Origin of the sequence: Brevundimonas sp., from assembly GCF_046299535.1 — a bacterium.
Lineage (GTDB): Bacteria > Pseudomonadota > Alphaproteobacteria > Caulobacterales > Caulobacteraceae > Brevundimonas.
On record NZ_JBKBIB010000001.1, the window covers coordinates 18,244 to 42,666 of the forward strand.

The following is a 24,423-nucleotide window of genomic DNA, read 5'->3' on the forward strand; positions in this document are numbered from 1 at the left end:
CCGCACGTGGCCGCATCCGCTTGCCGCAGGGGGCGGTGCGCGATAGGCCGGTGACAGGATTGTCAAAGGAGACGGACATGGCCGCTGAACGCATGGGGGCTGAAAAGGCTCTGCAAGGACTGCCGGGCTGGGCCCGGGCGCCCGGCGAGCGGGACGCCATCGTGCGCAAGTTCGTGTTCGAGGACTTCAACGCGGCCTTCGGCTTCATGACCCGCGTCGCCCTGAAGGCGGATAAAATGGATCACCATCCGGAGTGGTCCAATGTCTACAACCGGGTCGAAGTGCTGCTGACCACCCATGACGCGGACGGGGTCACGGGGCTGGACGTGGAGATGGCCGGGTTCATGGACGGCGTGGCCGTGGGGCTGGGCGGGAAATGAGCGGGCGGCTTGAAGGCAAGATCGCCCTGATCACCGGGGCGGCGGGGGGTCTGGGACAGGCCATGGCGCGGCGCATGGCCGAGGAAGGCGCGCGGCTGGCCCTGACCGACATCGACGAGGCCGGGGCGCGGGCGCTGGCGGACGCCGTCAACGCCGACCATCCGGGCGCGGCCTTCGCCTATGCCCACGACGTTACCAACGAGAGGCAGTGGATCGATGTGATCGACCGGGCGGTGAGCGATCTGGGCGGGCTGTCGGTGCTGGTCAACAATGCGGGCATCGGCGGCGAGCTGAAGCCGGTGGTGGACTGCGACCTGGACGCCTGGCGGCGGATGCAGGCGATCAATGTCGAGTCCGTCATGCTGGGCTGCAAGCACGCCATTCCCCATCTGGCGAAGGCCGGGCGGGGGTCCATCGTCAACATCTCGTCCATCGCCGGGCTGACGGCGGCGCCGGGCATGGGCCCCTACAATGCGTCCAAGGCGGCGGTCTGGCTGTTTTCCAAGACCGTGGCGCTGGAGTGCGCCAAGGCGGGCAACGGGGTGCGGTCCAACTCGGTGCATCCGGTGTTCATCAAGACCGGCATCCTGGACCCCTTCACGGCCATGGCCGGGGGCGACGAGGCGCTGGCTCACGAGAAGCTGGCGCGAGGCATTCCCCTGAAGCGCATCGGCGAGCCGGACGACGTGGCCTGGTGCGTGGTCTATCTGGCCTCGGACGAGAGCAAGTTCATCACCGGGGCCGAGTTCAAGATCGACGGAGGCATGTCGGCGCAATAGAGCCTGATCGCTTGCCGCTCAGACCACCATCACCGTGCCCAGCAGAACCCGGGCGCCGCGACGGCCCAGGGCCTGATTGACCGCGAACTGCAGGTCGCGCGAGAGCTGGCGCACATCCGGCGGCGCGCCGGGCCGCAGCCCGGCGGCGGCGCGCTGGACCACCTGGGCCATTTCAGACCGCAGGCGCGGCCCGGAGGCGGCGGCGATGGCGCGCAGATCCATGTCCGGCACGTCGATGCCGGCCTCCACGGTCAGCACGCCCAGCCGGCCGTTGGCGCGGGTGACCGAGCCGTTGATGCTGTTCAGATTGATGTAGCTGCTGGCCGGGGCGCCGCCGCTGTCCGACGGGGGCGCGGCGGCCGCAGCCGATCCGGCCGAGGCGGCGACGAGAGCCAGTCCGATGAGGGCGCGGCGATCCATGGGCGCAGCATGCACGAATGCTGTTGAAGACCCGTTACCATGTCTCCCTCCCCGTTCGGGGAGGGCGCTGAGCCGAAGGCGAAGCGGGTGGGGGCGGCTAAGGCCAAACAGCGCGGATGGGTCGCCGAGCCCTCCCCACCCGGCCGTCGCTGCGCGCCGACCGCCCTCCCCGTTCGGGGAGGGAGAACTCAGCTCGCCGCGGAAAGGTAGGGTTTCAGGTCCAGCAGGGCGAACAGGCGGGCGTCCTCGTCCTCCTCCGGGTTGGGGGTGGTCAGCAGCTTGCCCCCCACGAAGATGGAGTTCGCGCCGGCGAGGAAGCACAGCGCCTGCATCTCGGGGCTCATGCCCTCGCGTCCGGCCGAGAGGCGGACCATGGATTTGGGGCAGACGATGCGGGCCACGGCCACGGTGCGCACGAACTCGATGGGATCGATCTCGCCTTCGCGCATCACACGCTCGCCAAGGGGCGTGCCCGTGACCGGGACCAGCGCATTGACCGGCAGGCTGTCGGGGTGTTCGGGCAGGGTGGCCAGGGCGTGCAGCAGGCTGGCCCGGTCCCGGCGGCTTTCGCCCATGCCGACGATGCCGCCGCAGCAGGTGGCCATGCCGGCGTTGCGGACATGCTCCAGCGTATCCAGCCGCTCCTGATAGGTGCGGGTGGTGACAACCTCAGCGTAATATTCGGGGCCGGTGTCCAGGTTGTGGTTGTAGTAGTCGAGCCCGGCGTCCTTCAGCTGCTTCGCCTGATCGGCGGTCAGCATGCCGAGGGTGGCGCAGGTCTCCAGACCCAGGGCCTTCACCCCGCCGATCATGGCCGCCAGTTTCGGCAGGTCGCGGTCCTTCAGCTCGCGCCAGGCCGCGCCCATGCAGAAGCGGTCCGCGCCGCCCGCCTTGGCCGCCATGGCCTCGGCGATCACCACCTGCGGGTCCATGAGCTTTTCGGCCTTGAGGCCCGTCTTGAAGTGGGCCGACTGGCTGCAGTAGCCGCAGTTCTCGGCGCAGCCGCCGGTCTTGACCGAGAGCAGCTGGGACTTCTGGACAGCGGAGGGGTCGAACCCGCGCCGGTGCACGGTGGCGGCGTCGAACACCAGCTCCATGAACGGCCGGGCGAACAGGGCCTCCACCTCATCCAGCGTCCAGTCATGGCGCGGGACGGACAGGTCATGGATGCGGACGGGTGCGTTCATGGGGGCCTCCTCGGACCGGCGGCTTAGCAGCGCCCGGGCCGGGGATGAACCCGCAATCGTCAGCTCGCCAGACGCAGGGTTTCCACCGCGCCTCTCGCGCCGCCCAGACGGAACCGGCCCATCTGGCGATTCAATCCGTCGGCCTCGCCCGCCATCTGGCGCGTGGCGGCGGTGGCCTGCTCGGTCATGGCGGCGTTCTGCTGGGTGATGGAGTCCATCTGGGCGAAGGCGGACTTCACCTCCGCCAGATCGTCCGCCTGCCGCCGGGCCGAGGACGCCATGGCTTCGGCCAGACCGTCCACGCTGGCCACCTGGGTGTCGATGCGCTCCAGCGCCTGGCCGGTGCGCTCCACCAGTTGCACCCCATCGCTGACCTGTTCGCCGGACCGACGGATCAGGTCCCTGATCTCTCCGGACGCCTCGGCCGACCTCTGGGCCAGGGCGCGCACCTCCGAGGCCACCACGGCGAAGCCGCGACCGGCGTCACCGGCGCGGGCGGCCTCGACCCCCGCGTTGAGAGCCAGCAGGTTGGTCTGGAAGGCGATCTCGTCGATCAGGCTGACGAAACCGGCGACGTTTTCCGAGGAGGCGCGGATCGCCTCCATGGCCGTGCGGGCCTGGGCCACCACGGCGACCCCCTGCTCCACCTCACGGCGGGTGGAGGCGGCCGCGCTCGCCGCCTGGACCGCGTCGGAAGCGGTCTGGGACACGGCCCGGGCGATCTCGTCGGCCGTGGCCACAGTGCGTTCCAGGTGGGCGGCCTGCTGTTCGGTGCGCAGGGACAGATCGTCCGACGCGCTGGCCAGCTGGGCCGAGGCCGAAGACAGGGCGGCCGCGCTTTCCACAACCCCCGACATGGCGCTTTCGAGCGCGCCTACGGCGGTATGGAAGTCATCCCGCAGCGAGCTGTACTCGTCCGGGAAAGGTTGATCGATGGACACGGACAGGTCGCCGGCGGCCAGCGCCTTGAGGGCGGATCCCAGCGCCGTCACCACGCGCGCCTGCCGGGCTTCGGCCTCCTGCTGTTCGGCCGCGACCCGATCCCGCTCGGCCTGGAGGGCCTCCAGATAGATGGAAATGGCCAGATCCATGTCGAGCATGACCCGCTGGGTGAGCTCCGCCACGGCCTCTGCGGTCTGCGCCTCATGGGCGGCGCCGGCGAGCCTCTTTCGCGGGCGGGCGGCGACGGCCTTGACCAGTTCGGCCAGGATCACGCTGTAGCCGCCGATGTACCAGCGCGGCTCCAGCCCGATGCGGGCGTGGACCTGGCCGATCACGCGGACGGAAGCGGCGTAGTCCGTGTCCGCCCGACCCTGAATCAGGGCGTCCCAGTGTCGGGCCTGGGCGGCGCGGGCGGCCTGCATGTGGCCAGGGTCCGAAAAGAAGCGCCGCACCTCGGGCGTCTGCTCGATCTGGTCATAGAAATGGCCGAGAGCCCCGGGCAGGGCCGCGCGCAGAATGGGCTCCATGGCCCGATAGGCTGCGGAAGGTTCCGCGAGACGCATGAAGGCCATGCGTTGGGAGAGAATATCGACGGACACGAATAACGTCCTGAAAAATAAGAGCGGATTCGACCCCGCAGCAAGAATGATCATATCCTTGCGCTCGAAGCGGTTATTCAGGGCTTAACGCGGTGCTGCGGCGCTTTCTCGCAGCCGCCCCAAACAGAAAGGGCGGCCCCGCAGGACCGCCCTTTCCAGTTTCAGGACCTCATCAGCGCGGGCTGTAGGCCTCGGGCCGGGTGCGGTCCCGGCCGGGGTGATAGCGATCGCGCAGTTCCAGATTGCGGGCCTGCAACGGCTGTTCGACCCCGGCGATGAACACCGCCTCGGGCTGGCTGAGCGGCTCCAGCGGATCGCCGGACCACACCACCACGTCCGCCGCCTGGCCCACCGCCAGGGCGCCGAAGCCCTCCTGACCGAAGATGCGGGCGGGGTTGACGGTGATGGCGGCGATGGCGGCCTCGAACGGCAGGCCGTTGGCCACGGCGTTGCCGGCGTTGTAGCGGGCGTCGCGGGCCCGGTGGGCGGAACCGCCGGGCTTGATGGCGATGGTCACTCCGGCCGCGTGAAGGCGGGCGGCGTTCTCCTGCCGGGCCGCGCGCACCTGGAAGTTGGACGGCAGGTTGGCCAGGGGGTTCAGCAGCACCGGCGTGCGGGCCGCCGCGATCTGGTCCGCCACGAGCCAGCCCTCCTCGGCGCCGTCGAGGATCAGGCGGATGTTCTCCTCCTGGCCCAGACGCAGAACCTGCAGGATATCGGCGGCGCGGTGAACGGTGACCACCAGCGGCATGCGGCCTTCGGCCACCGGGATCAGGGCCTCCAGATCCGCGCGGGACAGGGAAAGGTCCCGCAGGCCCGCGCGCTCATAGGCCTGCCGGTTGCGGGCGTAGAGGCGGACCTCGGCCAGGGTTTCGCGGAACAGGGTGAACTCGGCCCCGCGCGCGCCGCCGGCGATGGAGGCGCCCGCCTCGCCGAAGGGGGCGATCATGGCCACATTGGCGCGGACAAGAATGTCGGTCCCGCGCGCCAGATGCACCACGGCCGCCTGACCCGCGAACAGGCCCGGTGTGTGATAGCCGCCGTGACCGGCGCCGGCGGTTTCGTGCTCGTGCACATGGCCGCCGGACGAGCCCGGATGCTGGGGCATGACCACCGCGCGGGTGACGCCGCCGAGACGGGCCACCGGAATGGTGATGGACCAGGGGTCGAGGCCGCGGGACACATCGAACGCCGCGCTGAGGCTGTTGCTGGACTGGCGCAGGTCATTGGAGCCCTGCACCGAGGAGACCTCGCTGCCGCCGATGCCGGAGTCCACCGCCACGATGCCGGGGGTGATGACCCGGCCCGCGGCGTCGATGACCCGGGCGCCGGCCGGGACCGCCGCATTGGCGCCCACGGCGCTGATGCGGCCGCCCGAGATGACCACCGTGCCCGAGGCGATCTCGCCCGAGCCGGTGAGGATGCGGCCATTGGTGATGGCGACCGTGTCCTGGGCCATGGCGGGCGCGGCGGCGAGAGCCAGGGCGCAGACCGCCATGGCGAACATTTGACGGCGGATCATCGGGCGCCTCCCACGGTGTTGGGCTGGCCGGGCTGGCCCAGTTCGAAGTCGGTGCGGGGCTGATAGGCCGGGTCCGTGCGGTCCCAGGTCAGGGCGCCGTCGATGAAGACCTGCTGGGCCCGGGCGTAGACGCTGAACGGGTTCACGTCCCAGATCACCACGTCGGCGCGCTTGCCGGGCTCCAGCGAGCCGGTTTCGTCCTCCACGCCGATGGCGCGGGCGGCGTTGATGGTGATCCAGCGCAGGGCGTCCTCCTCGCTGAGGTCCAGCCCGGCGCGGCGGCCGGCGGACAGGGCGGCGGCGGCCTCCTGGTTGAGGCGCTGGATCAGGGTGTCGTCGTCGGAGTGGATGACGGCGCAGCTGTTCGCCGGCGCGTCGACGAAGGCGACGTTCTCCTCGATGGCGTCCAGGGCCTCCATCTTGAAGCCCCACCAGCCGGTCCACATGGCGGCGCAGACGCCGTTCTCGGCCAGCAGGTCGGCCACCTTGTAGGCCTCGGTGGCGTGGTGGAAGGTACGGATGGAGAAGCCGAACTCCTCCGCGATATCCAGCATCACAGCCATCTCGTCGGCGCGATAGCAGTGGTTCTGGACCAGGATGTCGCCGGACAGGACGCCGGCCACGGTCTCGAGCCGCAGGTCGCGGTTGGGCGGCTCGCCCGTGCCGCTCTCGCGCCAGTTGTTCCAGCGCCGGGCGTAATTCTGGGCCTCGATGAAGCCGGTGCGGTAGCCCGCCACATTGCCCATGCCGGTGGCCGGGGACTGGTTGCGCGAGCCGTAGACCCGCGACGGGTTCTCGCCGCAGGCCATCTTGAGGCCGTAGGGGGCGCCCGGGAACTTCATGCCCTGCATGGTCACCGAGGGCACATTGCGCAGGGTCACCGAGCGGCCGCCGAACAGGTTGGCCGAGCCCGGAAGGATGGTCAGGGTGGTGACCCCGCCCGCCCGCGCCGTGTTGAAGCCGGGGTCCTGGGGCCAGATGGAATGCTCGGACCAGACATAGGCGGTGTTCGGGTTGGTGGCCTCGTTGCCGTCGGACATGCCTATGACGCCGGGCGACGGATAGACGCCCAGGTGGCTGTGCACGTCGATCAGGCCCGGCGTCACGAAGCGGCCGCGCGCGTCGATCACCTGATGGCCCTGGGGCACGGGGGTGTCGGCGCCGCCGACCGCGGCCACGCGGCCGTCCGTCATGATCACCACGCCGTTCTCGATGCGGTCGCCGGCGGCGGTGAACACGGTGGCTCCGACGATGGCGGCGTCGCGCCGGGGCATGGCCTGATAGGTGGAGGGGAACGGATCGGGATTGGCCGCGCCGTCCAGCCCGCGCGGCAGCGCCGCCCGCTCGGTGGTGGTGGCGGCGGCCGCGCCCTCGCGGGTGTCAGCGGCGCCGGTTGTGGCGCAGGCGGACAGGGTCATGGCGGCGAGCGCGCAGCCCGCCAGTGCGAGACTGCGGCCTCGCAAGCGATGGGAAATCATGGATATTTCAGCCCCTTGCGTTTCCAGATCCGGAAGCAGGGCCATCAAAGCGCGATGCGGCGGCGAGGAAAAGCCCGAAAGTCCGCTTCAGGGGTGCAAATCCAGACGCGCCCGCACGTCGGCTTCGGAAAGGCCTTCGATCTCGAGCGCCTTGACGCGGGCGGCGGCGCCGCGTGCGATCGTCACATCCGACCGGGGGACCCCCAGCACACGGGCGATCAGGTCCACAAGCGCGGCGTTGGCCTTGCCGTCTGCGGGCGCGGCGCGCACCCGGGCCTTCAGCAGCGGACGACCCTGCGCATCCACGTCCCAGCCGTCGATGCGGTCGGCCCCGCCTTTCGGCGTGAGCCGCACCGCCAGGCGCGTCATCAGAAGGGCAGGACGTCGTACAGCAGGCGGCAGAACGGCGGCAGCAGGTAGAGCTGCGCCCCGCGCAGGACCAGCAGCACGATGATCGGCGTCACATCGATGCCGCCCAGCGGCGGGATGACCCGGCGCAGGGGCGCCAGCAAGGGCCCGGTGACCTGATCCAGGAAGCTCGCGATCTGGGCCACGAACCGGTTGCGGTAGTTGATCACATCGAAGGCGAACAGCCAGCTCATGATCGCGCTGATGATGATCGCCCAGAACAGCAGGGTCAGCAGGGCGCCGACAATGAAACAGATGAAGCCGGCCATGCCGTGTTCGTCTCCCAGGAAGGTTCAGCGCCGCTTCTAGCGGTCTTCGCCGCCGACGCCAAACCCCGAGAATAGCGAAGCGCGGCCGCCCTCCAATTCTATTGACACCGCAGGCCCGCCCCGCCTATGTCGCGCCCTCGCCTGGAACCCCGGCAACGGGGCCGTAGCTCAGTTGGTAGAGCGCGTCGTTCGCAATGACGAGGTCAGGGGTTCGACTCCCCTCGGCTCCACCAGGCTATATCCCACAATGACTTAGGTCTCCCGGAGCAGCGTTGCTACGCACGTTTGCTACGCGAGGCCCAATGTCCCTGGTCACCAACGTCTTTCGACGCGGTGCTTCCTACTACTTCCGGACACGCGTTCCAGCGCGCTTCAGAGCGCTCCTGGAGCGCAAGGAGCTGTGGAGGTCGCTACGGACCACAGACGCGCGTGAAGCGCGTCAGAGAGCGTCCATTGCGGTCCTCTTGACGGAGGCGCTCTGGCGCGATCTTGAGCGCGCTATGTCGAATATGCGTAACGTCCCCTCCTCTGACGAACTCCAGTCCCTCATTGATCATTGGCTCCGCGCCGAACTGAGCGAGGACGCCTATCTTCGCAAAGCTCCGGAGGGCGAATGGCACGAGGGCGTCATTCTGAGGCGTGATCCAGAGAGCCTTCAGGATGAGGTCATCGAAGTCCTCGGCGACACGGAACTGCGCGAACTGTTCGCTCTTCCTGAAGACGAGCGAGCGGCCCGCATCGGGCCGAGCGGCTACCTTGTAACCGACGTGTGCGACCTACACCTCCGTCAGGCTGCGTTCAGACGGGGCCTGGAGGGAGCGGTCGAGCGGCACCAGGAAAATGACGGCGCGCTGGCAGAGCGCCACGTAGCCGACGTTTTCAGGCGTGCGGGCTATGACACAACTCCTTTTTCGGAGGCGTTCGAGGTCGCCACCCGGCTGATGATCCGCGCCCACCGGGATCTGCTACTCGCCGTTCAGCACCGTGACGTTGCACGTTGGCGACCTGACCTGGATGAAGATCCCGCCGGTCTCCTCCTCTCCCGCCTTGCTGCCCCGCCAGCGGAGCTTCTCGGGGCTGCGGCTGAGCCTCCCTCACCGGCTTCGGGCACGACGTTGAAGCAGGCGGTTGCGCTGAGGGTCGCCGAAGCCCGCAGGTTGGGCGAGCTGAGCGAGGGCAGGCTGATCGAGTATGAACGCGCCGCCGAGCTGTTCTGCCAGTGGGCGGGCGGGGATCTCGACCTGGACGACGTGACCCCGGCTGTCGCGGGCCGGTTTCGTGAGGACCTGATTGCGTATCCCACGAACGCCTCGAAGCGGGCGATCTATAAAGGGCTGTCCGTGACAGACCGGATCGCGAAGGCAAAAGACACTGCCGATACCGCGACGCTGAGCGCAGAAACGGCGAACGGGAAATACCTCGATCCGCTTCGCGGCATCTTCGACTGGGCGAAGAAGACCGGACGGGTCCACTCGAACCCGTTCACCGGGATCAACGTCTCGACAGCGAAGAGCGGCAGCGGCGACGAACGGCGAGACTTCCGGATTGAAGAGCTGCGGGCGCTATTCTCCGCTCCACTGTTCACAGGATCCGCGTCGGACCAGGGCTTCGGGCTATATCAGCCGGGAACCGAGCGGGTCGACGACTGGCGCTACTGGCTGCCCATCATGGCGCTTTATTCCGGTGCGCGCCTCAATGAGCTTTGCGGCCTGCGCCTCGACGATTTCGAGGAAGAAGATGGCGTTTCATTCTTCCACGTCAGGCCGTCTGACGACCGGGGCCTAAAGACCACATCATCCAAGCGGGTGGTTCCAGTTCACGCAGAGTTGGTCGGTCTGGGCCTGCTTGTCGAGGTGGATCGACTTCGCCGAGCTGGCGGAGAGCGGCTGTTTCCCGACCTCACGCCAGGACCGCGTGGATACCTCTCGCATAAGCCGTCCAAGTTCTACGGGCGGTTCATCGAGCGGGTGCTTGGGAAACAGGAGGGGGTCGTATTTCACTCCTTCCGTCACACCTTCATTACCGGCCTGAGGAAGGCAAGGGTGCCGCGTGAGGTGCGGACGGCGCTGGTCGGGCACGAGGATGGCGGGGTCCACGAAGCCTACGGGTCGGAGCCGATGGACCGGCTTAACGAGGCGGTGCAGGCGGTAGGGTGGCCGACGTTAGACCTAAGGGCGCTACGGTTGCCGAAGCTCTAAAGCGAAGGGAAACCAGAAGCTCGCGAGCTGAAAGTTCACCTTTGTATTCAGATGGATGGATGTAGATCGATCAAATGCCGATCCACGTCCCTGCTGACCCCCGAGGATGTGCTGCAAACCATTGCTCGGCTGCCGCATCGGTGAGCAGAGCCTGCCACGACCGCAAGCCGAGATAATCGGAGGTTGCAGGCATGGACACTTGCGCGCCGACTTGAAACGCAAGACATCTGAACGGCCCGTCGCCGCGAAAACCAACGAGGGCAGAATGGCCGTCGTATCGTGACGGAGAGGGGGTGAGATGCCGATCACAATGAAAGCCTTGGCTGAAGCCGTGGTGCCGCGCAGAACGGTGCTTTTGTTTGGGGCAGGTTCGTCTATTCCATCGGGCGCTCCGTCCGTCGAGGAGCTGATCGCGCTCTTGGGCCAAACCCACAATCAACACGGCGACTATTCGCTCAGCGAGCTGACGGGCATTCTTGAAGCCCGCGACCAGTCCCGCAGACCGTTCGTTGCTACGTTGCGCAAACGATTGGAGAAGGTGAAGCCAACCGGGGGCCTCATCAACCTGCCTCGCTACGACTGGAAGTCTATATATACGACGAACTACGACCGCTTGGTTGAGATGACCTATGGGGGGCGTCAAAGGAGCCTGTCTGTAGTATCCAGTAACTTCGATTTCACCGGGGATGAAGTCCCAGAAACGACGAAGCTATTCAAGCTGCACGGCACTATAGAGAAGGACGTGAGCGACGGCCACGCCGCTCGCCTGATCATCACAGAAGCCGATTATGAGCGCACCGAGGAATACAGGGAGCAGTTATACTACCGGCTGGGCGCAGATCTTGCGGGTTCACATCTCGTCATCATCGGTCATTCATTAGCTGACCCTCACATCCGGGCCATGGTCAATAAATGTGCCCGCATTAATACAAATGGCGGTGGAACGGGGCGTATCTCGCTTCTCCTTTTTGAAGAAGACCCGGACCGCGCCCGACTGTGGGAAGAACGCAATATCCGGGTTTGTTTCGGGGGCATTGATCAGTTCTTTGCGGAACTCGCAGCCGTAGCTCCGGATCACACGCTCGTTTACCAGGCGACCGGCAGTCCATTGGATGGCGAAGCGATCTTGCGGCCAACGACCGTCGACGTAGGGCACGCAGTTACCGCGCTCGGCGCAGACGTTAGCGCGATGTTCAACGGGTGGCCCGCTACCTATGCCGATGTCGCCGCGAACCTCACCTTTGAAAGGGGCGTCACCGACAAAGTCATCGACGGTCTCGTCGAAGGAGATTTTGACTTTGCGGTATTGCTGGGAGCCAGCGGTCTTGGGAAGACAACTGCTGCCCGCCAAGCACTCTACCGACTGCGCTCGAAAGGCTGGCAGGCGTTCGAACACAAGGGCGACCATACCCTCCAGCCGAAATCATGGGTGGCCGTGGCGGCAGCGCTGGCTCGCGAGGGTGCGCAGGGAGTGCTGTTCGTCGATGAGGCTCACAACCACCTTTCCGAACTGAACCAGCTAATCGACGACCTAGCTGCGCAGTCAACCGACGCCTTAAAAATCGTAATGGCCTCTAGCCGAAACCACTGGGGACCGAGGGTCAAATCACCCAATGTGTATAAACGTGGCAAAGAGTTCTTGGTCACTCGGCTAAGCGGAGCGGAAATCGATAGACTTCTCAATCTCGTCGATACGAACCCGGCATTTAAGCCGTTAATGGAAGATGCTTTCAGCGGGTTTTCGAGTGTAGAGAGGCGTCGTCGATTGACCGTGAAGTGCGAGTCCGAAACTTTCGTATGCCTTCGGAATATATTCGCGTCAGAGCGATTTGACGACATCATCCTGCGTGAATATGCGGCTTTGTCAGAGCCGCTGCAGGAAGTCTATCGGCTGGTGGCGGCGATGGAGAGCGCAGGCATCCGGGTTCATCGGCAGCTCGTCATCAGATTGTTATCTATCGATGTCAACGCGATTGCCGGGATCCTCAACGCTCTTGAGGATATTGTGGCAGAGTATAGTATCGATGATAGGCAAAGCGTTTATGGATGGAGAGGACGCCATCCGGTCATCGTCGACATTATTGCTAGATACAAGTTCAATGACATTGACAGGCTTGTCGAGCTATTCGAGCGAGTCATTGATAGCATTTCCGCTACCTACGAGGTGGAGATAAGGTCACTTCGTGAACTTTGCAACCTACAGTCGGGGCTGTCCCGGATACCAGACAAACGAGTTCAAAATCGGCTGCTCAGGCGAATGATGTCCGTAGCTCCGAGTGAGAGGGTCCCCCGACACCGCCTCGTGAGGAACCTCATCGACATGGGCGAATACGAAAAAGCCGATACGGAGATTAAGATCTTCGAGTCCGACTTCCGGTCTGATGGACCGATGGCCCGATACAAGATCTCGCTGATGATCGAACGTGCGCTACACACCAAGGGCGTTCTCCCGGAAGATAGGGTGGTAATGATCGAGCAAGCTCGGTCTTACGCCGCCTCAGCAGTTAGCCGGTATCGAAACAACAAGAATGTGCTCTCAGCGAACTGCGATGTTGGAGTTGCCTATTACAAGCTCACCGGCGAGATCGAAGTTCTGCAGACTGCACTAAAGGAGTTGAAAGCCGCAGAGGTGAGGCTGGGCGATCCGGAGATCAGTCGCCGCATAAGACGCTTCGAACGGATGATGTCGTCTGGCGCGGGGCTACAGCTGATAGACGGCGACGAGGTCGAATAGCTGTGACTTGGAGCGGCAGACCGCGAGTCAACGTTGAGGTAGCTGACGCATCGGAAGCCCACAGCCCTGGATCGAGGCGTCGTGAGCTGACCCAGCTGCAGGTCTAACCCTAAAAATACACTGCCACGGTGTCGTCACGGTCGCACAAACGCCGACGACTCGTCAGTTGCACCCGCTGCGCATCCGGTTACGTTTGGTTCAACGACCGTTGAAGCAAATGTAACGAATGTCCAAGCGCTACGTCGCATATTATCGGTGCAGCACCCGCAAGCAGGGTCAGTCCGGCTTGGGGTTGGATGCGCAACGGGAGGCCGTGAAGCGCTTCATCGGGGACAACGCGCTGATCGCCGAGTTCGAAGAGGTGGAGAGCGGAACCCGTGCTGATCGCCCCGCACTGGACGCCGCGCTCCGAGAGTGCCGACTGCGGGGGGCGACGCTGGTGATCGCGAAGCTCGATCGCCTTTCCAGGAGCGTGTCCTTCATATCCCGGCTGATGGAGGAGGGAGCGGATTTTGTCGCTGTGGACATGCCATCCGCCAACCGCTTCACGCTTCACATCATGGCAGCCATGGCGGAACAGGAACGGGAGATGATCTCCCAGAGAACGAAGGTTGCGCTTGCCGCCGCCCGCGAACGTGGCGTCACCCTTGGTGGTCGGCGGGGGACATTCCGTATCGAGGGGCACTCGGAGGGCGGACGCACCCGCTCTCTTGAGGTTCGTCGAGGCCGCGCTGCGGCTCGTGCCGTCGAGTGCCTCGCTATTGTTGACGACATCAGGCGCGCGGGAGTCACGAGCTGGCGCGGCATCGCCCGGGAGTTGAACGCCCGATGCATCGCTGCGCCACGAGGCGGAGAGTGGTCACCCGCGCAGGTATCTCGCCTCCCGGTCAGAGCGGGTCATGCGTCGGGTCTAAGCGTCACAGCACAGCCGGAAACTTGCGGGCCTACCGGCGAGGACTATATGCCCCCCGAGGCCCCAAGGAGGACCGCTGAGTCGGAGGGTTGACCTTCTCGGCACACTGGCCCCAGCCGACCCGAACCGGCGCTCCTGGAGCGTTTTTCGCGCATCGTCGTTATCTGCTGATCAGCAACAAAATGCCTACACCGGCAGGCTTGCTTATTAGACGATTTCGTCTATAATAACGCGCACACGCCCGCAGGCTCAGGCGCACGTTCTTAAGAACTATAAAATACTCATCTACATAGACGATAATCGATAATATTTAGACAGCGCCGCGTCAGCCGTCGCCTTCGGCAACGGCAGCGACCAGCATCGAGACGCCTCCGCTGCGCCTGCGGCGCGCTCCGAGCGCCCCGACGCTGGTCATCCCATTCGGGGGCCGGAGGTCGACATTGGTTGATTGATCGGCTATAGTTCCTTTGCTCTTCGGATGTCCTTCCGGACCCACGAGCACCTCACCCAGGATGCTGCACTTCGCTGCTCCCGGCCCCAAGTTCCCTCCGAACTTTTCCCATTTTCATGTCACAAGAAACGACCGGAGCCTCGCTTCCGGCCTCCATCAACGACGGTGCCGCTTGGGCGGCCTTTGATCATGTCCAGAAGCTGCCCTGGACCCTCCGGTTCGAAACTTTCGATCCACTGACGCTGGACGTCGACCACGACGTCGGCTTTCAGCTCTGCCTGGACGGCGCAGGCACTTCTGACTTCCAGAAGCAGGCGCGCGGCTACATGGCGATGCGCGTGCTGGAGATCGCGGCGTCATTGGATGAAAACCGTCTCCGGGTCCTCGGTCATTCCACCGAAGAGGTTCGCTCCTGCGCCACAACTCGGGCGAAGACGTTGCAGGTTATCCGGGATGCGGTCGTCGGGCGACTACGCTCGGAACTGACCAAGTTGTTCGACGCTCGTCCCACCGTCTGGGCAGAGCGACTGAGGACGCTAATCGCGACGCTGCCGTCGGAGCAGGGCAATCAGGTTGCGCGATATTCCGGCCTCGACCAGGAACGCGATCCCAAGGAGATCAGGGCCGGGCTGAACTACGTGTTCCAGACCCTTGAGCCACAGATCGTTCGCGATAAGGAGAGACTGATCCTCGTCGGTCAGGAGAGGAAGATGCGTGAGGCCAGGGCCGCCCGCAACGACCCCAATCTGAAGGCCCGGGCTAGGAACCTCGTCCTCCGCGCGTTGGAGGCCAGTCTGGCTTCTTGTCCGACAGGCGACGTGAACAACCTCCTGTCGACACTGGAAGCCAACCTGCGCGAACGGGTCGTGAAGGATGGAAGCTGGGGCCTGATCGACGCCGTTATCCAGCGTGATCGGGTGATGGAAGGTCTCACGCTGCCAACGGCATTGCCCTCGGAAATCTGGGATCTGGTCCGTCAACAGGAACGGCGGATCGGGGTGGAGGAGGCATGATTATGCCTGTCGATACTCTTCCGGCGTCCGCAGGGGGACCAGTCCGTCCCACACCTCCAGGTCCTTGGCAAACGCTCCCTCAAACCGTTTCGTCGACGATGGCCTGGCGCGCGTTCGATGACGTTTTCAGCGGGATGGACTGGCGTCTGAAGCTGGTCGCGCTATCGCCGGTCACCCTCTCGGTGGAGCAAGACGACGACTTCTCTGAAAGCCTTGCCGCCGCAGAGAGTTGGAAGGCCCGGGACCAAGCCCGCGCATGGATTTGCGGGCGCGTGGTCCAGTTGGCCGCGTCGATGGATAAAACCTCGATCCGCCGCTTTTCCCTCCAGCTTCCGGACACCCCCGAGGACGCTGTCGCCGAAGCCCTGCTCAGCAACCTGGAACGCCGGATCCGGGACACAGTCCTTGATGACCTCGTCGCGCATTTCGAGGACTCCATCCCCGAGTGGGAGCGGAAGATCCAGGTCGAGATCGCCGGGCTTGATGATCCGGATACCCGCTGGCACGCCCGTCGATATGTGGGCCTGGACCAGCCCGTGTCGGTGGACGCCTGTCGCAAGGCAATCCGGTTCATCTTCTCCCGGTCGTATTGGTATCTGACCGAGGAGAACGACCGGACGGTGCTGACACCGGACTGGAGGTTCGAACAGGTTCGAGCGCTACGCAGCACACTCGACGAGCAAACCCGGGCGCGCAGCCTGGTCGCTCGGTGCATCGAGGTCCTTGTCGACGAGCATGTCCGGGAGCAGCGGGCAGGAGTGGAGGTGGCCCCCATGACCCGCCTGCGGCTCAAGGCCGAGATCGAGCGGCTCTTCCACGAAAAGGGTTGTTGGGGCCTGATTGAGCTGGCGCTGCCCAGGGACCGGTCGCGTCATTATCTCCGCTGTCCGGAGGGCCTCGTAGAGAGTTTGCAGGGCCTGATCATGCAGCAGGAGCAGCGACTGGGCGTCGGGTGATGCGTGGGGCTGGGGGGAAAGACGAAGTCCTACCAGCCGCTCGCCCTCCGCCATGAGGGTCCCTTCAGTGCCGACCGTGCCTTGGGCTAACCCTTATATCCCGGCGTCTTGAAAGGGCCTCTATAAGGATGGGCCCAGCTGACCATTTCAATGCAACACCTGGGCACCACTTTTCGCGATACCCAGGGCAAACGGCCCGGAACCGGGTCTTATGTAAGGGCGATCCAGGAGCCAGTGCAGGCCACGATAGGATCGGAGAGAGTTGGCCCATGGGTATAAGATGTTCGGGGTGCACATCGGAAACGCCCAAAACACCGGTCCGGCCTCCTGCCGCCGACGATAGATATTGCCGAGCCCTTATAGGGGGGCCGGTCTGCGTAAGGCGTGCGACGGCTCCTTGTTAATCGAGGATCGACTTGCCGCCCCGAGCTCGCAGCGCCTCATACAACTGACCCGGCCCTAGAAGGGCGTCCTTCAGCCCCTCCTGGATCTTCGAGGACTCCAGCGCCTGTTTGCTGAGGCTGTTGTGGGCGACGAGGGCGTCCATGATGGCGTCCAGCAGTTCCTTGCCGAGGGTGGGCGAACTGGCGAACTGGGCCTTGGTGTTGTTCGCCGCCTGCTGGGCCAGCTCGTCGGACTCCAGCAGCTTCCCCTTCAACACCTGGTTCACATAGACGAGCTGATCGCCGTCGGTGGTGTCGGCTCCGAACAGGTCGTTCACGCGGGCGATGATCTCGTCGAGGAGGGCCTTCTCCTTCTCGTGGATGCCCCCTGACCCAACCTCTGACACGCCGGGCAGTTTCGGCGTCTCGCCAACACCGTAGACGAGGTCGCGCTTGCCTTCGTTCTTCAGAGTGTGGTGGGTCAGCTTGATGCCGGTCAGGTCAACGCCTTCCCGCTCCCGCCCGAACTCCAGCAGCGGCAGCAACCGCCGGTAAAAGATCGCCCGCTTCTCGATGTCGGTGTTCCCGTAGTCGATGATCTGGCTCAGGAAGCTGTAGAGGCGCAGGTATGCGCCCATGTCCCCTTTGAAGAGGTCCAGCGCCGACATGTGGTCGCGGGCGTCCGACGCGGCCTTCTCATTGCCGGTCGCCAGTGCAGTCGTCAGCGCTTGCTTCGCCCCGCTGAACGCCTTCAGCACCCGGTCCGCCACCGGCTCCAAGGCGGAGATCAACTGGCCCTGGGTTGCCTTCGGGTCCAGCTCGACCCGCGCCACCCGGTCCACGTCGAAGTCATCGTAGTGTCCGGCGGAGTCGAGCTTGGAGCGCAGGGCGAAGATCAGGTCGGGATCGGTCGCCGCCTCCAGCTCTGCCGTCTCGAAATACATCTTGAAGGCGGTCAGCACCTCCTCAGAGCTGTTCACGAAGTCCAGGATATAGGTCGTGTCCTTGCCGGGATGCGCCCGGTTCAATCTGGACAGGGTCTGAACGGCTTGGATCCCCGCCAGTCGGCGGTCCACATACATGCCGCACAGCAGCGGCTGGTCGAACCCGGTCTGGAACTTGTTGGCGACCAGCAGCAGCTGGTAGTCCGGTCCCGCGAAGGCGTCGCGGATGTCCCGCCCCTTCAGGCCGGGGTTCATCGTCGCGCTGGTCTCGGTGAACGGGTCCTCGCCCGACGCCTTGTCATTCACCTCACCGGAAAAGGCGACGAGCGTCCCGAGCGTGTAGCCCTTGTCGGCGATGTATTTCTGGATCGCCAGCTGCCACCGGACCGCCTCGACTCGGCTGCCCAGAACCACCATGGCCTTGCCCTTGCCTTCGAGCAGCGGCTGAACGTTTTCGCGGTAGTGTTCGACGACGATCTGGACCTTCTGGCTGATGTTCCAGGGGTGCAACTGCACCCACTTCATGATCGCCTTATTGGCTGCCGATTTCTCGACCTCAGCGTCCTCCCAGTCCCGTCCGTCGTGGGCGAGACGGAAGGCCAGCTTGTAGGGGGTGTAGTTTTTCAAGACATCGAGGATGAACTCCTCTTCGATGGCCTGCCGCATAGAATAGACGTGGAACGGCGCGGGCAGGCCGTCGTCACCCTTGCGACCGAACAGCTCCATCGTCTTGGCCTTCGGCGTCGCGGTGAAGGCGACGTAGGTAATGCCCTTGTCGTCGGCCCGCCCCGCCATCTTCGCTGCCAGAATGTCCTCGTTCGACACTTCGCCGCCGTCCGCCAGTTCGGCGACCTCTGCGGCTGACAGCAGTTCCTTCAGCTTGGACGCGGCCTCGCCGGTCTGACTGCTGTGAGCTTCGTCGGCGATGACCGCGAACGCCTTGCCCTCGGTCGCGGCCAGCTCCTGCACGGCCTCCAGGGCGAACGGGAAGGTCTGGATCGTGCAGACGATGACCTTCTTGCCGTCGGCCAGCGCCTTTGCCAACTGGCCGCTCTTGGAACCGCCGTCGCTCTTGATGGTCTCGACCACGCCGGTGGTCCGCTGAAAGTCGAACAGGGCGTCCTGAAGCTGGCTGTCGATGACGTTCCGGTCGGAGACGACAATTACGCTCGAGAAGAGCTTGTTGTCGGCGGGGTCGTGCAGCTCGGACAGGAAGTGCGCCGACCAGGCGATGGAGTTTGTCTTGCCGGACCCCGCCGAGTGCTGGATCAGAAAACGTCCGCCAGGACCTTCCTCCAGAACCTTCGCCGTCAGCTTCCTGGTCGCGTCCAACTGGTGATAGCGCGGGAAGATCACGCCTGTGATCGCCTTCTTGGTGTCCCGCTTGGTGACCAGATAACGACCCAGGATTTCCAGCCAGCTGTCTCGCTGCCACACCTGCTCCCACAGATAGGCCGTGCGGTGCCCCGATGGGTTCAGGGGGTTGCCCTTGCCCCCGTGGTCGCCCTGATTAAAGGGCAAGAACCGCGTCGCCGGTCCGTCCAGCCGGGTCGTCATTTCGACCTCGCTGTTGCTGACCGCGAAATGGACGAGCGCACCGCCCGGGAAGGTCAGCAGCGGCTCCGCCGGTTGCCCCTTGGGCTTGGGGTGACGGTCAAAGCGATACTGATCGACCGCATCGCGGATGTTCTGGGTGAAGTCGGTCTTCAGCTCCGACGTCGCGACCGGCAGACCGTTCAGATACAGGACCAGATCAATGGCGTTCTCGTTCGAGGTCGAGTAGCGCACCTGCCGCACGACCCTCAGCCGGTTTGCCGCATAGCGGGCGGCGATGTCGGGGTTCATGCCCATGGCGGGCTTGAACTGTGCCATTGCTAGTGTTGTCTTCAGCCCGACGACGTCCAGACCATTTCGCAGCACAAATAGCGTTCCGCGTTCGTCCAGCGCCTTCCTCAGCTTGTCAGCGAGGATGGTCCCGGCGCTGGCCCCATGGGTTTTCTCAAGGGAGGCCCATGCGGCGGGCTGGCTGTCCTGGATCCATGCCGTTAGGTCGGCGGAGAACAGCGCCCGGCTCCGGTCGTGTCCCGCGTGGTCACCGACCGCATAGAGCCACCCATTGGCGCTCAAGTGCTCGCAGATCTCGTCTTCGAAACTGAGCTCCTTGTGGACGCTCATTTGGTGGCCTTCAGCCCGAGGCGCGCAAACGCCTCGGTGGCCTCTGGCTTCATGGTGAAGCGGTTGCTCGGCATCTCAGCATCGGCGAGGAGGCCGCTCCAGAACGGTGCTCCACGCTTCTCTGCGAGCGGCGGCGGCCCGAGAAGATCTGTCCGGGCCTTGCACATGTTTCCGAAGTGCATCTGCCAGACCATGTTGTCGCCCAATCCCGACAGTCTGTTCAACTCGGTCGTCGTGCTGCCCGGATGATCGAGCAGCGACTGGATCAGCTTGCGCTCATTGTCAGACCAGGGACGTCTCCGGAAGGCTTCATAAACGCGCTTCGATAGCGGCGTCCGCTCGAATACCTCAATGGCGGCAGCCTCGATATCATTCAGCGCCGAGAGAAGTTCAGCTGCTTGCGCCGCCTTTTCCACGTCTCCGGACGCCAGCCAAGCCTCGGCCTTCAGTCGCATGTCGCTGCGCTCTGCCTCCGACCGCGCCGGAAGACTTGCGATCAGTTTTTTGATGTTCACTGCGACGCCTCCGACGAGAGCTTCAACGCCTTTACATGCGGCTCCAAAGCCCGCCGCAGGCGGTTCATGGCATTGACCTGGACTGACTGGATGGCGTCCCACTGATCGTCCGCCGCACGATAGCCGCCCGTGTTCACGCGCGCTTTCACGCGGCACGCCCGGCGGTCATCGAGCCGCTCCCAAGATAAGGTGCCACCGAAGACGCTCTCGATCTCGCTGCGCTTCTCCGACAGCCGGTCGAAGATGGCCTTGTTTTCCTCTTCCGCCCCCTTGCCCCGGTCGATGTAGAGTTCGGCCCCACAGTCATGCTGGGTGATGACGTAGTTCCAGCTCAGGCCACGCCACCCGGTGTTCACGCCGATGTAGAGCGCCTCGCCAGGGGTGATGTGGCTGTGAGATCTTGCATCTGGTCGGGCGATCAGGCGCGTCCACCAACCGCGCCGCAAATCGTGCCGTTCCGCATATTCGCGCTTGCTTCGGGAAACGGCTGCGGTCTCGGCGGATGGACCGACGATCAGGGTCAGCAGCGGCGCTGGCGGCGACCCCCCGATCCGCACAGCCTCGACCTTGACGAGGTAAAAGTCCGAACTGCTGGACTCGTTCAGCCAGGCGATGACCGAGACATGCTCAGGGCGCGGCTCCGATACGATCCAAACGGAGGTCTGAGCCTCCATCGCGACCATATAGGTTAGGACCTTGCCCAAGTGATCGTGGTTCGACCTTTCCAGCTGATTTTCGATGATGACCTTGCCGCCGCCTTCAACCTCAGCGACGAGATCGATGCTGAAGGCTCCGGCAGCCTGCTCGCGCTCGACGTTGACCAGGGAGAGGTTGAGGGTGCTGTTCAGGACGTCGATATTTTCCTGAAGCCAGCGGGTGAAATCGTAGGCTTCGTGCCGCCAAACCTCGCGCAGAGCAACGCGCTCCAGCTTGCCTATACCGATGTCGGTCATGCCGCCTCCACCTGTTCGGGAACATGGCCGCGCACATCGATCTTGCCGGTGACAGCGGCTGAAATTAGCGCGCTGCGGCGCTCATGCAGAAGCCTAACTGCCGACTCTGCCTCGCTCATCAGATCCGAGAAGAGCGTCAGCTGATGCTCCAGCGCGCGGAGGATCAGCGCCTGCTCTTCAAGTGGCGGGGCAGTCATCAGGAGGTCACCCACATCACCCAGCGCCAGTTGAACCTTCGTGCCACCATAGCCGCCCATCTCGAGTTGGGTTTTTCCCACCCGCGACAGCGTGACGTAGCCAATCCAACGTGGAAGAAGGCTGACCTGTGCTGGGCGGGCGAGAGCGACATGTTGGCTCACGAATGCGTCCTCCACATCGTTCGGGACAACCGCCACTGATCCAAGAAATGCGGTAATCGAAAACAACACGTCGCCAGGTTTCACTCGAGTTCGCTCGCCTTCGGCCCCGGGCGGGACCGCGACTCGCTGGATGTCTGCCAGGTTCAAATCCACAGTGTCTCGAGTGAGATTGCCGATGCGGATGAACAGCGCACCCTCATCCGCATAGTGCTCCGCCCAACCTCGCGAACCGCTGGTCAGAAATGCCAGGTCGCGCTTCAAGGGAAGCACCTTCCAATGCGCAGGCAGCTCGCCCAGCCATTCGACGCCCGAGTCCTTCATCGGGGTGGTCGGGTCGAGGCCCTTGGTGACGGCGTGGGAAATAACGGCCTGCCGCTTCTCCTTCAGTAGATCGATTAGCCTCAGCTGCGCCTCAATTAGCGCATCGATCTTGCTGGTCTCGCGATTGAGGAAGGCGGCGATGGCGGAGCGTTCCGAGGCTGGAGGAGCGGGAACTTCGAAGTTATTTAAATCGCCGATAGTAAGTTGATTGATTGTGGACGTCAGAAACGTCGCCGCTTGGTAAGCGAAAATCGGCGAGTTCATTATCCAATAAAGGAACGGTGCATCCGGGGTTCGGAAGACTGTCATAAAGGCTCCCCAGGTCTGCCCCGTCAGTGACGGGCCAACGAGGGCATTCTTGCCGATCAGAGCTCGACTGCCGTTTCGCGAGCAAATCAGAATATCCTCTGCGCGGGTGCGGAGCTTGTCCGGTATGTCGCACTTGACGTAGACGCAGTCATCTAAGGCGATCCTACCGCCTTGGACATTTGAGGATCGGAGAACCAGGGTTCCTTGGACATCGTTCGCTACCACGTCTTCCGGAGAATAGGTCAGCCCAGTGATTGCCTCACCGACGTGCTTCAGGCGCGTCACATGCCAGTGGGTCGGGATCTCGCCCAACCATTGCACGCCACTTTCTCGATAGCTGTCGTAGGCGCTTTCCTTCACGCCGCCAGCCTTTCGATGATGGCCTTGATCCGGTTGGTGACGGCCAGCAGATCCCCGTCGATCTCGGCCAAATCACGGGGCGGCTCGAACACATAAAAGTGGCGGTTGAACGGGATTTCGTAGCCGACCTTCGTCTTTGTTTCGTCAATCCAGGCGTCCGGCGCGTATGGCAGGACCTCCCGCCTGAAGTAGGTCTCGACATCCTCGACCAGCGGCACGTTCTCGGTGTCGCGCAGAGCACTGTCGGCCATGGGCTTGCCCTTGGCCTTACCTTTCTGACCCATCACGGGCCGCCCATCGTCGTCCAGCAGGGGACGTTCAACAGTGATCGTGTGGTAGCCGAAGTCGGCATTGTCGAATAGGCGGGACAGGGGCTGCCGCCGAACCTTGCCTCCCTCCGGGGCAGCCGGTGGCGTCTCGCCTTCGAGGACCACCTCGCGGGCGACCTCCTTGCCGTCCGCCCCGGTGACGGTCACCAGTTGTGCCGCCTGGAACGCTCCGAAAAGCCGCGTCACCGTGCCGATGTCGTCGTCCGACATCTCGCGCCGCTTCGACCCCAGACTCTTGCGCATCTTCCGGCAGAATACGCTGCCGTCGATGAGCTGGAGCTTGCCCCTGCGATGCGCGGGCTTCCGGTTCGATACAACCCAGACATAGGTCGAGATGCCGGTGTTGTAGAACATGTCGGTCGGCAGGGCGACGATGGCCTCGACCAGATCGCTCTCCAGCAGATAGCGCCTGATCTCGCTCTCCCCCGACCCCGCTCCGCCGGTGAACAACGGCGAGCCGTTCAGAACGATACCGAACCGGCAGCCGCCTTCTGACGCCGGGCGCATTTTGGACAACAGGTGCATCAGGAACAGCAGGGACCCGTCGGATACCCGGGGCAGCCCCGGCCCGAACCGCCCGTTGAAGCCCTGTTGCTCATGCTCTTGGCGGACGACCTTCTCGACCTTTTTCCACTCCACACCGAACGGCGGGTTTGAGAGCATGTAGTCGAACTTTTGGCCTGGATGGCCGTCGTCTGACAGGGTGTTCCCGCCGACGATGTTGCCGACATCCTGCCCCTTGATCAGCATGTCCGCCTTGCAGATCGCATAGGACTCGTCGTTCAGTTCCTGACCGAACATGGTGAGCCTCGCTGTCGGGTTGAGGCCGGCGAGATAATCCTCAGCGACCGACAACATCCCACCGGTTCCCGCCGTGGGGTCATAAATGGTCCGCACCACGCTGGGCTTCGACAGCAGATCGTCGTCCTCGACGAACAGCAGCGACACCATCAGCTTGATGACCTCGCGCGGGGTGAAGTGCTCCCCCGCCGTCTCGTTCGACAGTTCGGCGAAGCGGCGGATCAGCTCCTCGAACGCCAGTCCCATCTGGTGGTTGTCCACCTCGCCGGGGTGCAGATCGATCCGGGCGAACTTCTCGGTCACCTGATACAGCAGGCCAGCCTTCGCCAGCCGGTCCACCTGGGCGATGAACTCGAACCGCTCGAAGATGTCGCGCACGGCGGGCGAGAACGCCTGGATGTAGGCATACAAATTCTGGGCGATGTGATCGGCGTCCCCGATCAGCTTGCCCATGTCCATTTTGGACGTGTTGTAGAAGCTATGCCCAGCCGCCCGCAGCAGGAAGGGCTCGGGGTTCAGGCCCTCACCCGACCGCTTCTCGAACTCCGCCAACACCGCCGGTTTCGTCGCCGCCAGCACGCAATCCAGCCGCCGCAGCACCGTGAACGGCAGGATCACCTTGCCGTAGTCGGACTGCTTGTAGTCTCCCCGCAGAAGGTCGGCGACCGACCAGATGAAGGCCGACAAGGACTGGTGGTTCATGCGCTGCTCCCCAAGCAGCCTCG

18 protein-coding genes, 1 tRNA gene and 2 pseudogenes are annotated in these 24,423 nt (G+C 64.2%); 9 read left to right on the forward strand and 12 right to left on the reverse strand.

Features of this window, described 5'->3' with window-relative positions; genetic code table 11:
• Window positions 1-77 precede the first annotated feature (77 nt).
• The gene (locus ACK4FB_RS00115; RefSeq protein ID WP_409746428.1) at window positions 78-380 is read left to right on the forward strand and encodes a 4a-hydroxytetrahydrobiopterin dehydratase; all 303 of its coding nucleotides are present in this window, start codon (window positions 78-80) and stop codon (window positions 378-380) included.
• The gene (locus tag ACK4FB_RS00120) at window positions 377-1,159 is read left to right on the forward strand and encodes an SDR family oxidoreductase (protein WP_409746430.1); all 783 of its coding nucleotides are present in this window, start codon (window positions 377-379) and stop codon (window positions 1,157-1,159) included. The genes ACK4FB_RS00115 and ACK4FB_RS00120 overlap by 4 nt, the downstream gene beginning before the upstream one ends.
• 18 nt (window positions 1,160-1,177) lie before the next feature.
• Here the strand turns inward: ACK4FB_RS00120 and ACK4FB_RS00125 are convergent, their stop codons facing one another.
• The 7 genes from ACK4FB_RS00125 to ACK4FB_RS00155 all read right to left on the reverse strand — a co-directional run bounded on the left by ACK4FB_RS00125 (window position 1,178) and on the right by ACK4FB_RS00155 (window position 7,984).
• Window positions 1,178-1,579 (reverse strand): Tat pathway signal protein, encoded by a 402-nt coding sequence (locus tag ACK4FB_RS00125; protein WP_409746432.1) that lies wholly within the window; start codon window positions 1,577-1,579, stop codon window positions 1,178-1,180.
• A gap of 188 nt (window positions 1,580-1,767) precedes the next feature.
• Entirely contained in the window at window positions 1,768-2,766 is a 999-nt protein-coding gene (bioB, locus tag ACK4FB_RS00130) for a biotin synthase BioB (protein WP_409746434.1), read from the reverse strand.
• A gap of 59 nt (window positions 2,767-2,825) precedes the next feature.
• Entirely contained in the window at window positions 2,826-4,307 is a 1,482-nt protein-coding gene (locus tag ACK4FB_RS00135) for a globin-coupled sensor protein (RefSeq protein ID WP_409746436.1), read from the reverse strand.
• Between the two features lie 172 nt (window positions 4,308-4,479).
• Window positions 4,480-5,829, reverse strand: a complete 1,350-nt coding sequence (locus ACK4FB_RS00140) for an amidohydrolase family protein (RefSeq protein WP_409746438.1) — start codon at window positions 5,827-5,829, stop codon at window positions 4,480-4,482.
• Window positions 5,826-7,307, reverse strand: a complete 1,482-nt coding sequence (locus ACK4FB_RS00145) for an amidohydrolase (protein ID WP_409746440.1) — start codon at window positions 7,305-7,307, stop codon at window positions 5,826-5,828. The genes ACK4FB_RS00140 and ACK4FB_RS00145 overlap by 4 nt, the downstream gene beginning before the upstream one ends.
• An 87-nt stretch (window positions 7,308-7,394) precedes the next feature.
• Window positions 7,395-7,676: a DUF167 family protein gene (locus ACK4FB_RS00150; RefSeq protein ID WP_409746442.1), complete on the reverse strand. Its 282-nt coding sequence runs from the start codon at window positions 7,674-7,676 to the stop codon at window positions 7,395-7,397.
• Window positions 7,676-7,984 (reverse strand): YggT family protein, encoded by a 309-nt coding sequence (locus ACK4FB_RS00155; protein WP_292105842.1) that lies wholly within the window; start codon window positions 7,982-7,984, stop codon window positions 7,676-7,678. The genes ACK4FB_RS00150 and ACK4FB_RS00155 overlap by 1 nt, the downstream gene beginning before the upstream one ends.
• 157 nt (window positions 7,985-8,141) lie before the next feature.
• Between ACK4FB_RS00155 and ACK4FB_RS00160 the strand changes: the two genes are divergently transcribed.
• The 7 genes and pseudogenes from ACK4FB_RS00160 to ACK4FB_RS00190 all read left to right on the forward strand — a co-directional run bounded on the left by ACK4FB_RS00160 (window position 8,142) and on the right by ACK4FB_RS00190 (window position 16,249).
• A tRNA-Ala gene (locus ACK4FB_RS00160) sits at window positions 8,142-8,217 on the forward strand.
• A 69-nt stretch (window positions 8,218-8,286) separates the two neighbouring features.
• Window positions 8,287-8,466, forward strand: a pseudogene (locus ACK4FB_RS00165) (DUF6538 domain-containing protein); the annotation flags it as partial.
• A gap of 18 nt (window positions 8,467-8,484) precedes the next feature.
• Complete coding sequence (locus ACK4FB_RS00170) at window positions 8,485-10,182, forward strand: site-specific integrase (RefSeq protein WP_409747059.1); 1,698 nt, start codon at window positions 8,485-8,487, stop codon at window positions 10,180-10,182.
• 298 nt (window positions 10,183-10,480) lie between these two features.
• Window positions 10,481-12,916, forward strand: coding sequence for an SIR2 family protein (locus ACK4FB_RS00175; RefSeq protein WP_409746444.1), 2,436 nt, complete (start codon window positions 10,481-10,483; stop codon window positions 12,914-12,916).
• Between the two features lie 226 nt (window positions 12,917-13,142).
• Complete coding sequence (locus ACK4FB_RS00180; protein WP_409746446.1) at window positions 13,143-13,922, forward strand: recombinase family protein; 780 nt, start codon at window positions 13,143-13,145, stop codon at window positions 13,920-13,922.
• A gap of 474 nt (window positions 13,923-14,396) precedes the next feature.
• On the forward strand, window positions 14,397-15,293 hold the full coding sequence (locus tag ACK4FB_RS00185; RefSeq protein WP_409746448.1) for a hypothetical protein: 897 nt from the start codon (window positions 14,397-14,399) through the stop codon (window positions 15,291-15,293).
• A gap of 134 nt (window positions 15,294-15,427) precedes the next feature.
• A complete protein-coding gene (locus ACK4FB_RS00190) occupies window positions 15,428-16,249 on the forward strand; it encodes a hypothetical protein (RefSeq protein ID WP_409746450.1) in 822 nt (273 codons plus the stop codon).
• A 688-nt stretch (window positions 16,250-16,937) separates the two neighbouring features.
• Here ACK4FB_RS00190 and ACK4FB_RS00195 read toward each other — a convergent pair.
• The 5 genes and pseudogenes from ACK4FB_RS00195 to ACK4FB_RS00215 form a co-directional block, all read right to left on the reverse strand.
• Window positions 16,938-19,751 (reverse strand): annotated as a pseudogene (locus tag ACK4FB_RS00195) (type I restriction endonuclease subunit R); the annotation flags it as partial.
• The gene (locus ACK4FB_RS00200; RefSeq protein WP_409746452.1) at window positions 19,748-20,266 is read right to left on the reverse strand and encodes a hypothetical protein; all 519 of its coding nucleotides are present in this window, start codon (window positions 20,264-20,266) and stop codon (window positions 19,748-19,750) included. The gene ACK4FB_RS00200 and the pseudogene ACK4FB_RS00195, both read right to left, overlap by 4 nt.
• Window positions 20,263-21,219, reverse strand: a complete 957-nt coding sequence (locus tag ACK4FB_RS00205) for a DUF4268 domain-containing protein (RefSeq protein WP_409746454.1) — start codon at window positions 21,217-21,219, stop codon at window positions 20,263-20,265. Before ACK4FB_RS00205 ends, ACK4FB_RS00200 begins: the two co-directional genes overlap by 4 nt.
• Entirely contained in the window at window positions 21,216-22,568 is a 1,353-nt protein-coding gene (locus ACK4FB_RS00210; RefSeq protein WP_409746456.1) for a hypothetical protein, read from the reverse strand. The genes ACK4FB_RS00205 and ACK4FB_RS00210 overlap by 4 nt, the downstream gene beginning before the upstream one ends.
• Window positions 22,565-24,400 carry an N-6 DNA methylase gene (locus ACK4FB_RS00215; RefSeq protein WP_409746458.1) on the reverse strand — a complete coding sequence of 612 codons (1,836 nt, stop codon included), beginning with the start codon at window positions 24,398-24,400 and terminating at the stop codon, window positions 22,565-22,567. The genes ACK4FB_RS00210 and ACK4FB_RS00215 overlap by 4 nt, the downstream gene beginning before the upstream one ends.
• Window positions 24,401-24,423: the final 23 nt, after the last annotated feature.

What these genes read in the sequence shown, in the direction of transcription:
- ACK4FB_RS00150 (WP_409746442.1), bottom strand. Translation starts at nt 7,676, where the DNA reads ATGACGCGCCTGGCGGTGCGGCTCACGCCGAAAGGCGGGGCCGACCGC.
- ACK4FB_RS00190 (WP_409746450.1), top strand. Translation starts at nt 15,428, where the DNA reads ATGGACTGGCGTCTGAAGCTGGTCGCGCTATCGCCGGTCACCCTCTCG.
- ACK4FB_RS00140 (WP_409746438.1), bottom strand. Translation starts at nt 5,829, where the DNA reads ATGATCCGCCGTCAAATGTTCGCCATGGCGGTCTGCGCCCTGGCTCTC.
- ACK4FB_RS00170 (WP_409747059.1), top strand. Translation starts at nt 8,485, where the DNA reads ATGTCGAATATGCGTAACGTCCCCTCCTCTGACGAACTCCAGTCCCTC.
- ACK4FB_RS00125 (WP_409746432.1), bottom strand. Translation starts at nt 1,579, where the DNA reads ATGGATCGCCGCGCCCTCATCGGACTGGCTCTCGTCGCCGCCTCGGCC.
- ACK4FB_RS00205 (WP_409746454.1), bottom strand. Translation starts at nt 21,219, where the DNA reads ATGACCGACATCGGTATAGGCAAGCTGGAGCGCGTTGCTCTGCGCGAG.
- bioB (WP_409746434.1), bottom strand. Translation starts at nt 2,766, where the DNA reads ATGAACGCACCCGTCCGCATCCATGACCTGTCCGTCCCGCGCCATGAC.
- ACK4FB_RS00185 (WP_409746448.1), top strand. Translation starts at nt 14,397, where the DNA reads ATGTCACAAGAAACGACCGGAGCCTCGCTTCCGGCCTCCATCAACGAC.
- ACK4FB_RS00115 (WP_409746428.1), top strand. Translation starts at nt 78, where the DNA reads ATGGCCGCTGAACGCATGGGGGCTGAAAAGGCTCTGCAAGGACTGCCG.
- ACK4FB_RS00145 (WP_409746440.1), bottom strand. Translation starts at nt 7,307, where the DNA reads ATGATTTCCCATCGCTTGCGAGGCCGCAGTCTCGCACTGGCGGGCTGC.
- ACK4FB_RS00120 (WP_409746430.1), top strand. Translation starts at nt 377, where the DNA reads ATGAGCGGGCGGCTTGAAGGCAAGATCGCCCTGATCACCGGGGCGGCG.
- ACK4FB_RS00215 (WP_409746458.1), bottom strand. Translation starts at nt 24,400, where the DNA reads ATGAACCACCAGTCCTTGTCGGCCTTCATCTGGTCGGTCGCCGACCTT.
- ACK4FB_RS00180 (WP_409746446.1), top strand. Translation starts at nt 13,143, where the DNA reads ATGTCCAAGCGCTACGTCGCATATTATCGGTGCAGCACCCGCAAGCAG.
- ACK4FB_RS00175 (WP_409746444.1), top strand. Translation starts at nt 10,481, where the DNA reads ATGCCGATCACAATGAAAGCCTTGGCTGAAGCCGTGGTGCCGCGCAGA.
- ACK4FB_RS00155 (WP_292105842.1), bottom strand. Translation starts at nt 7,984, where the DNA reads ATGGCCGGCTTCATCTGTTTCATTGTCGGCGCCCTGCTGACCCTGCTG.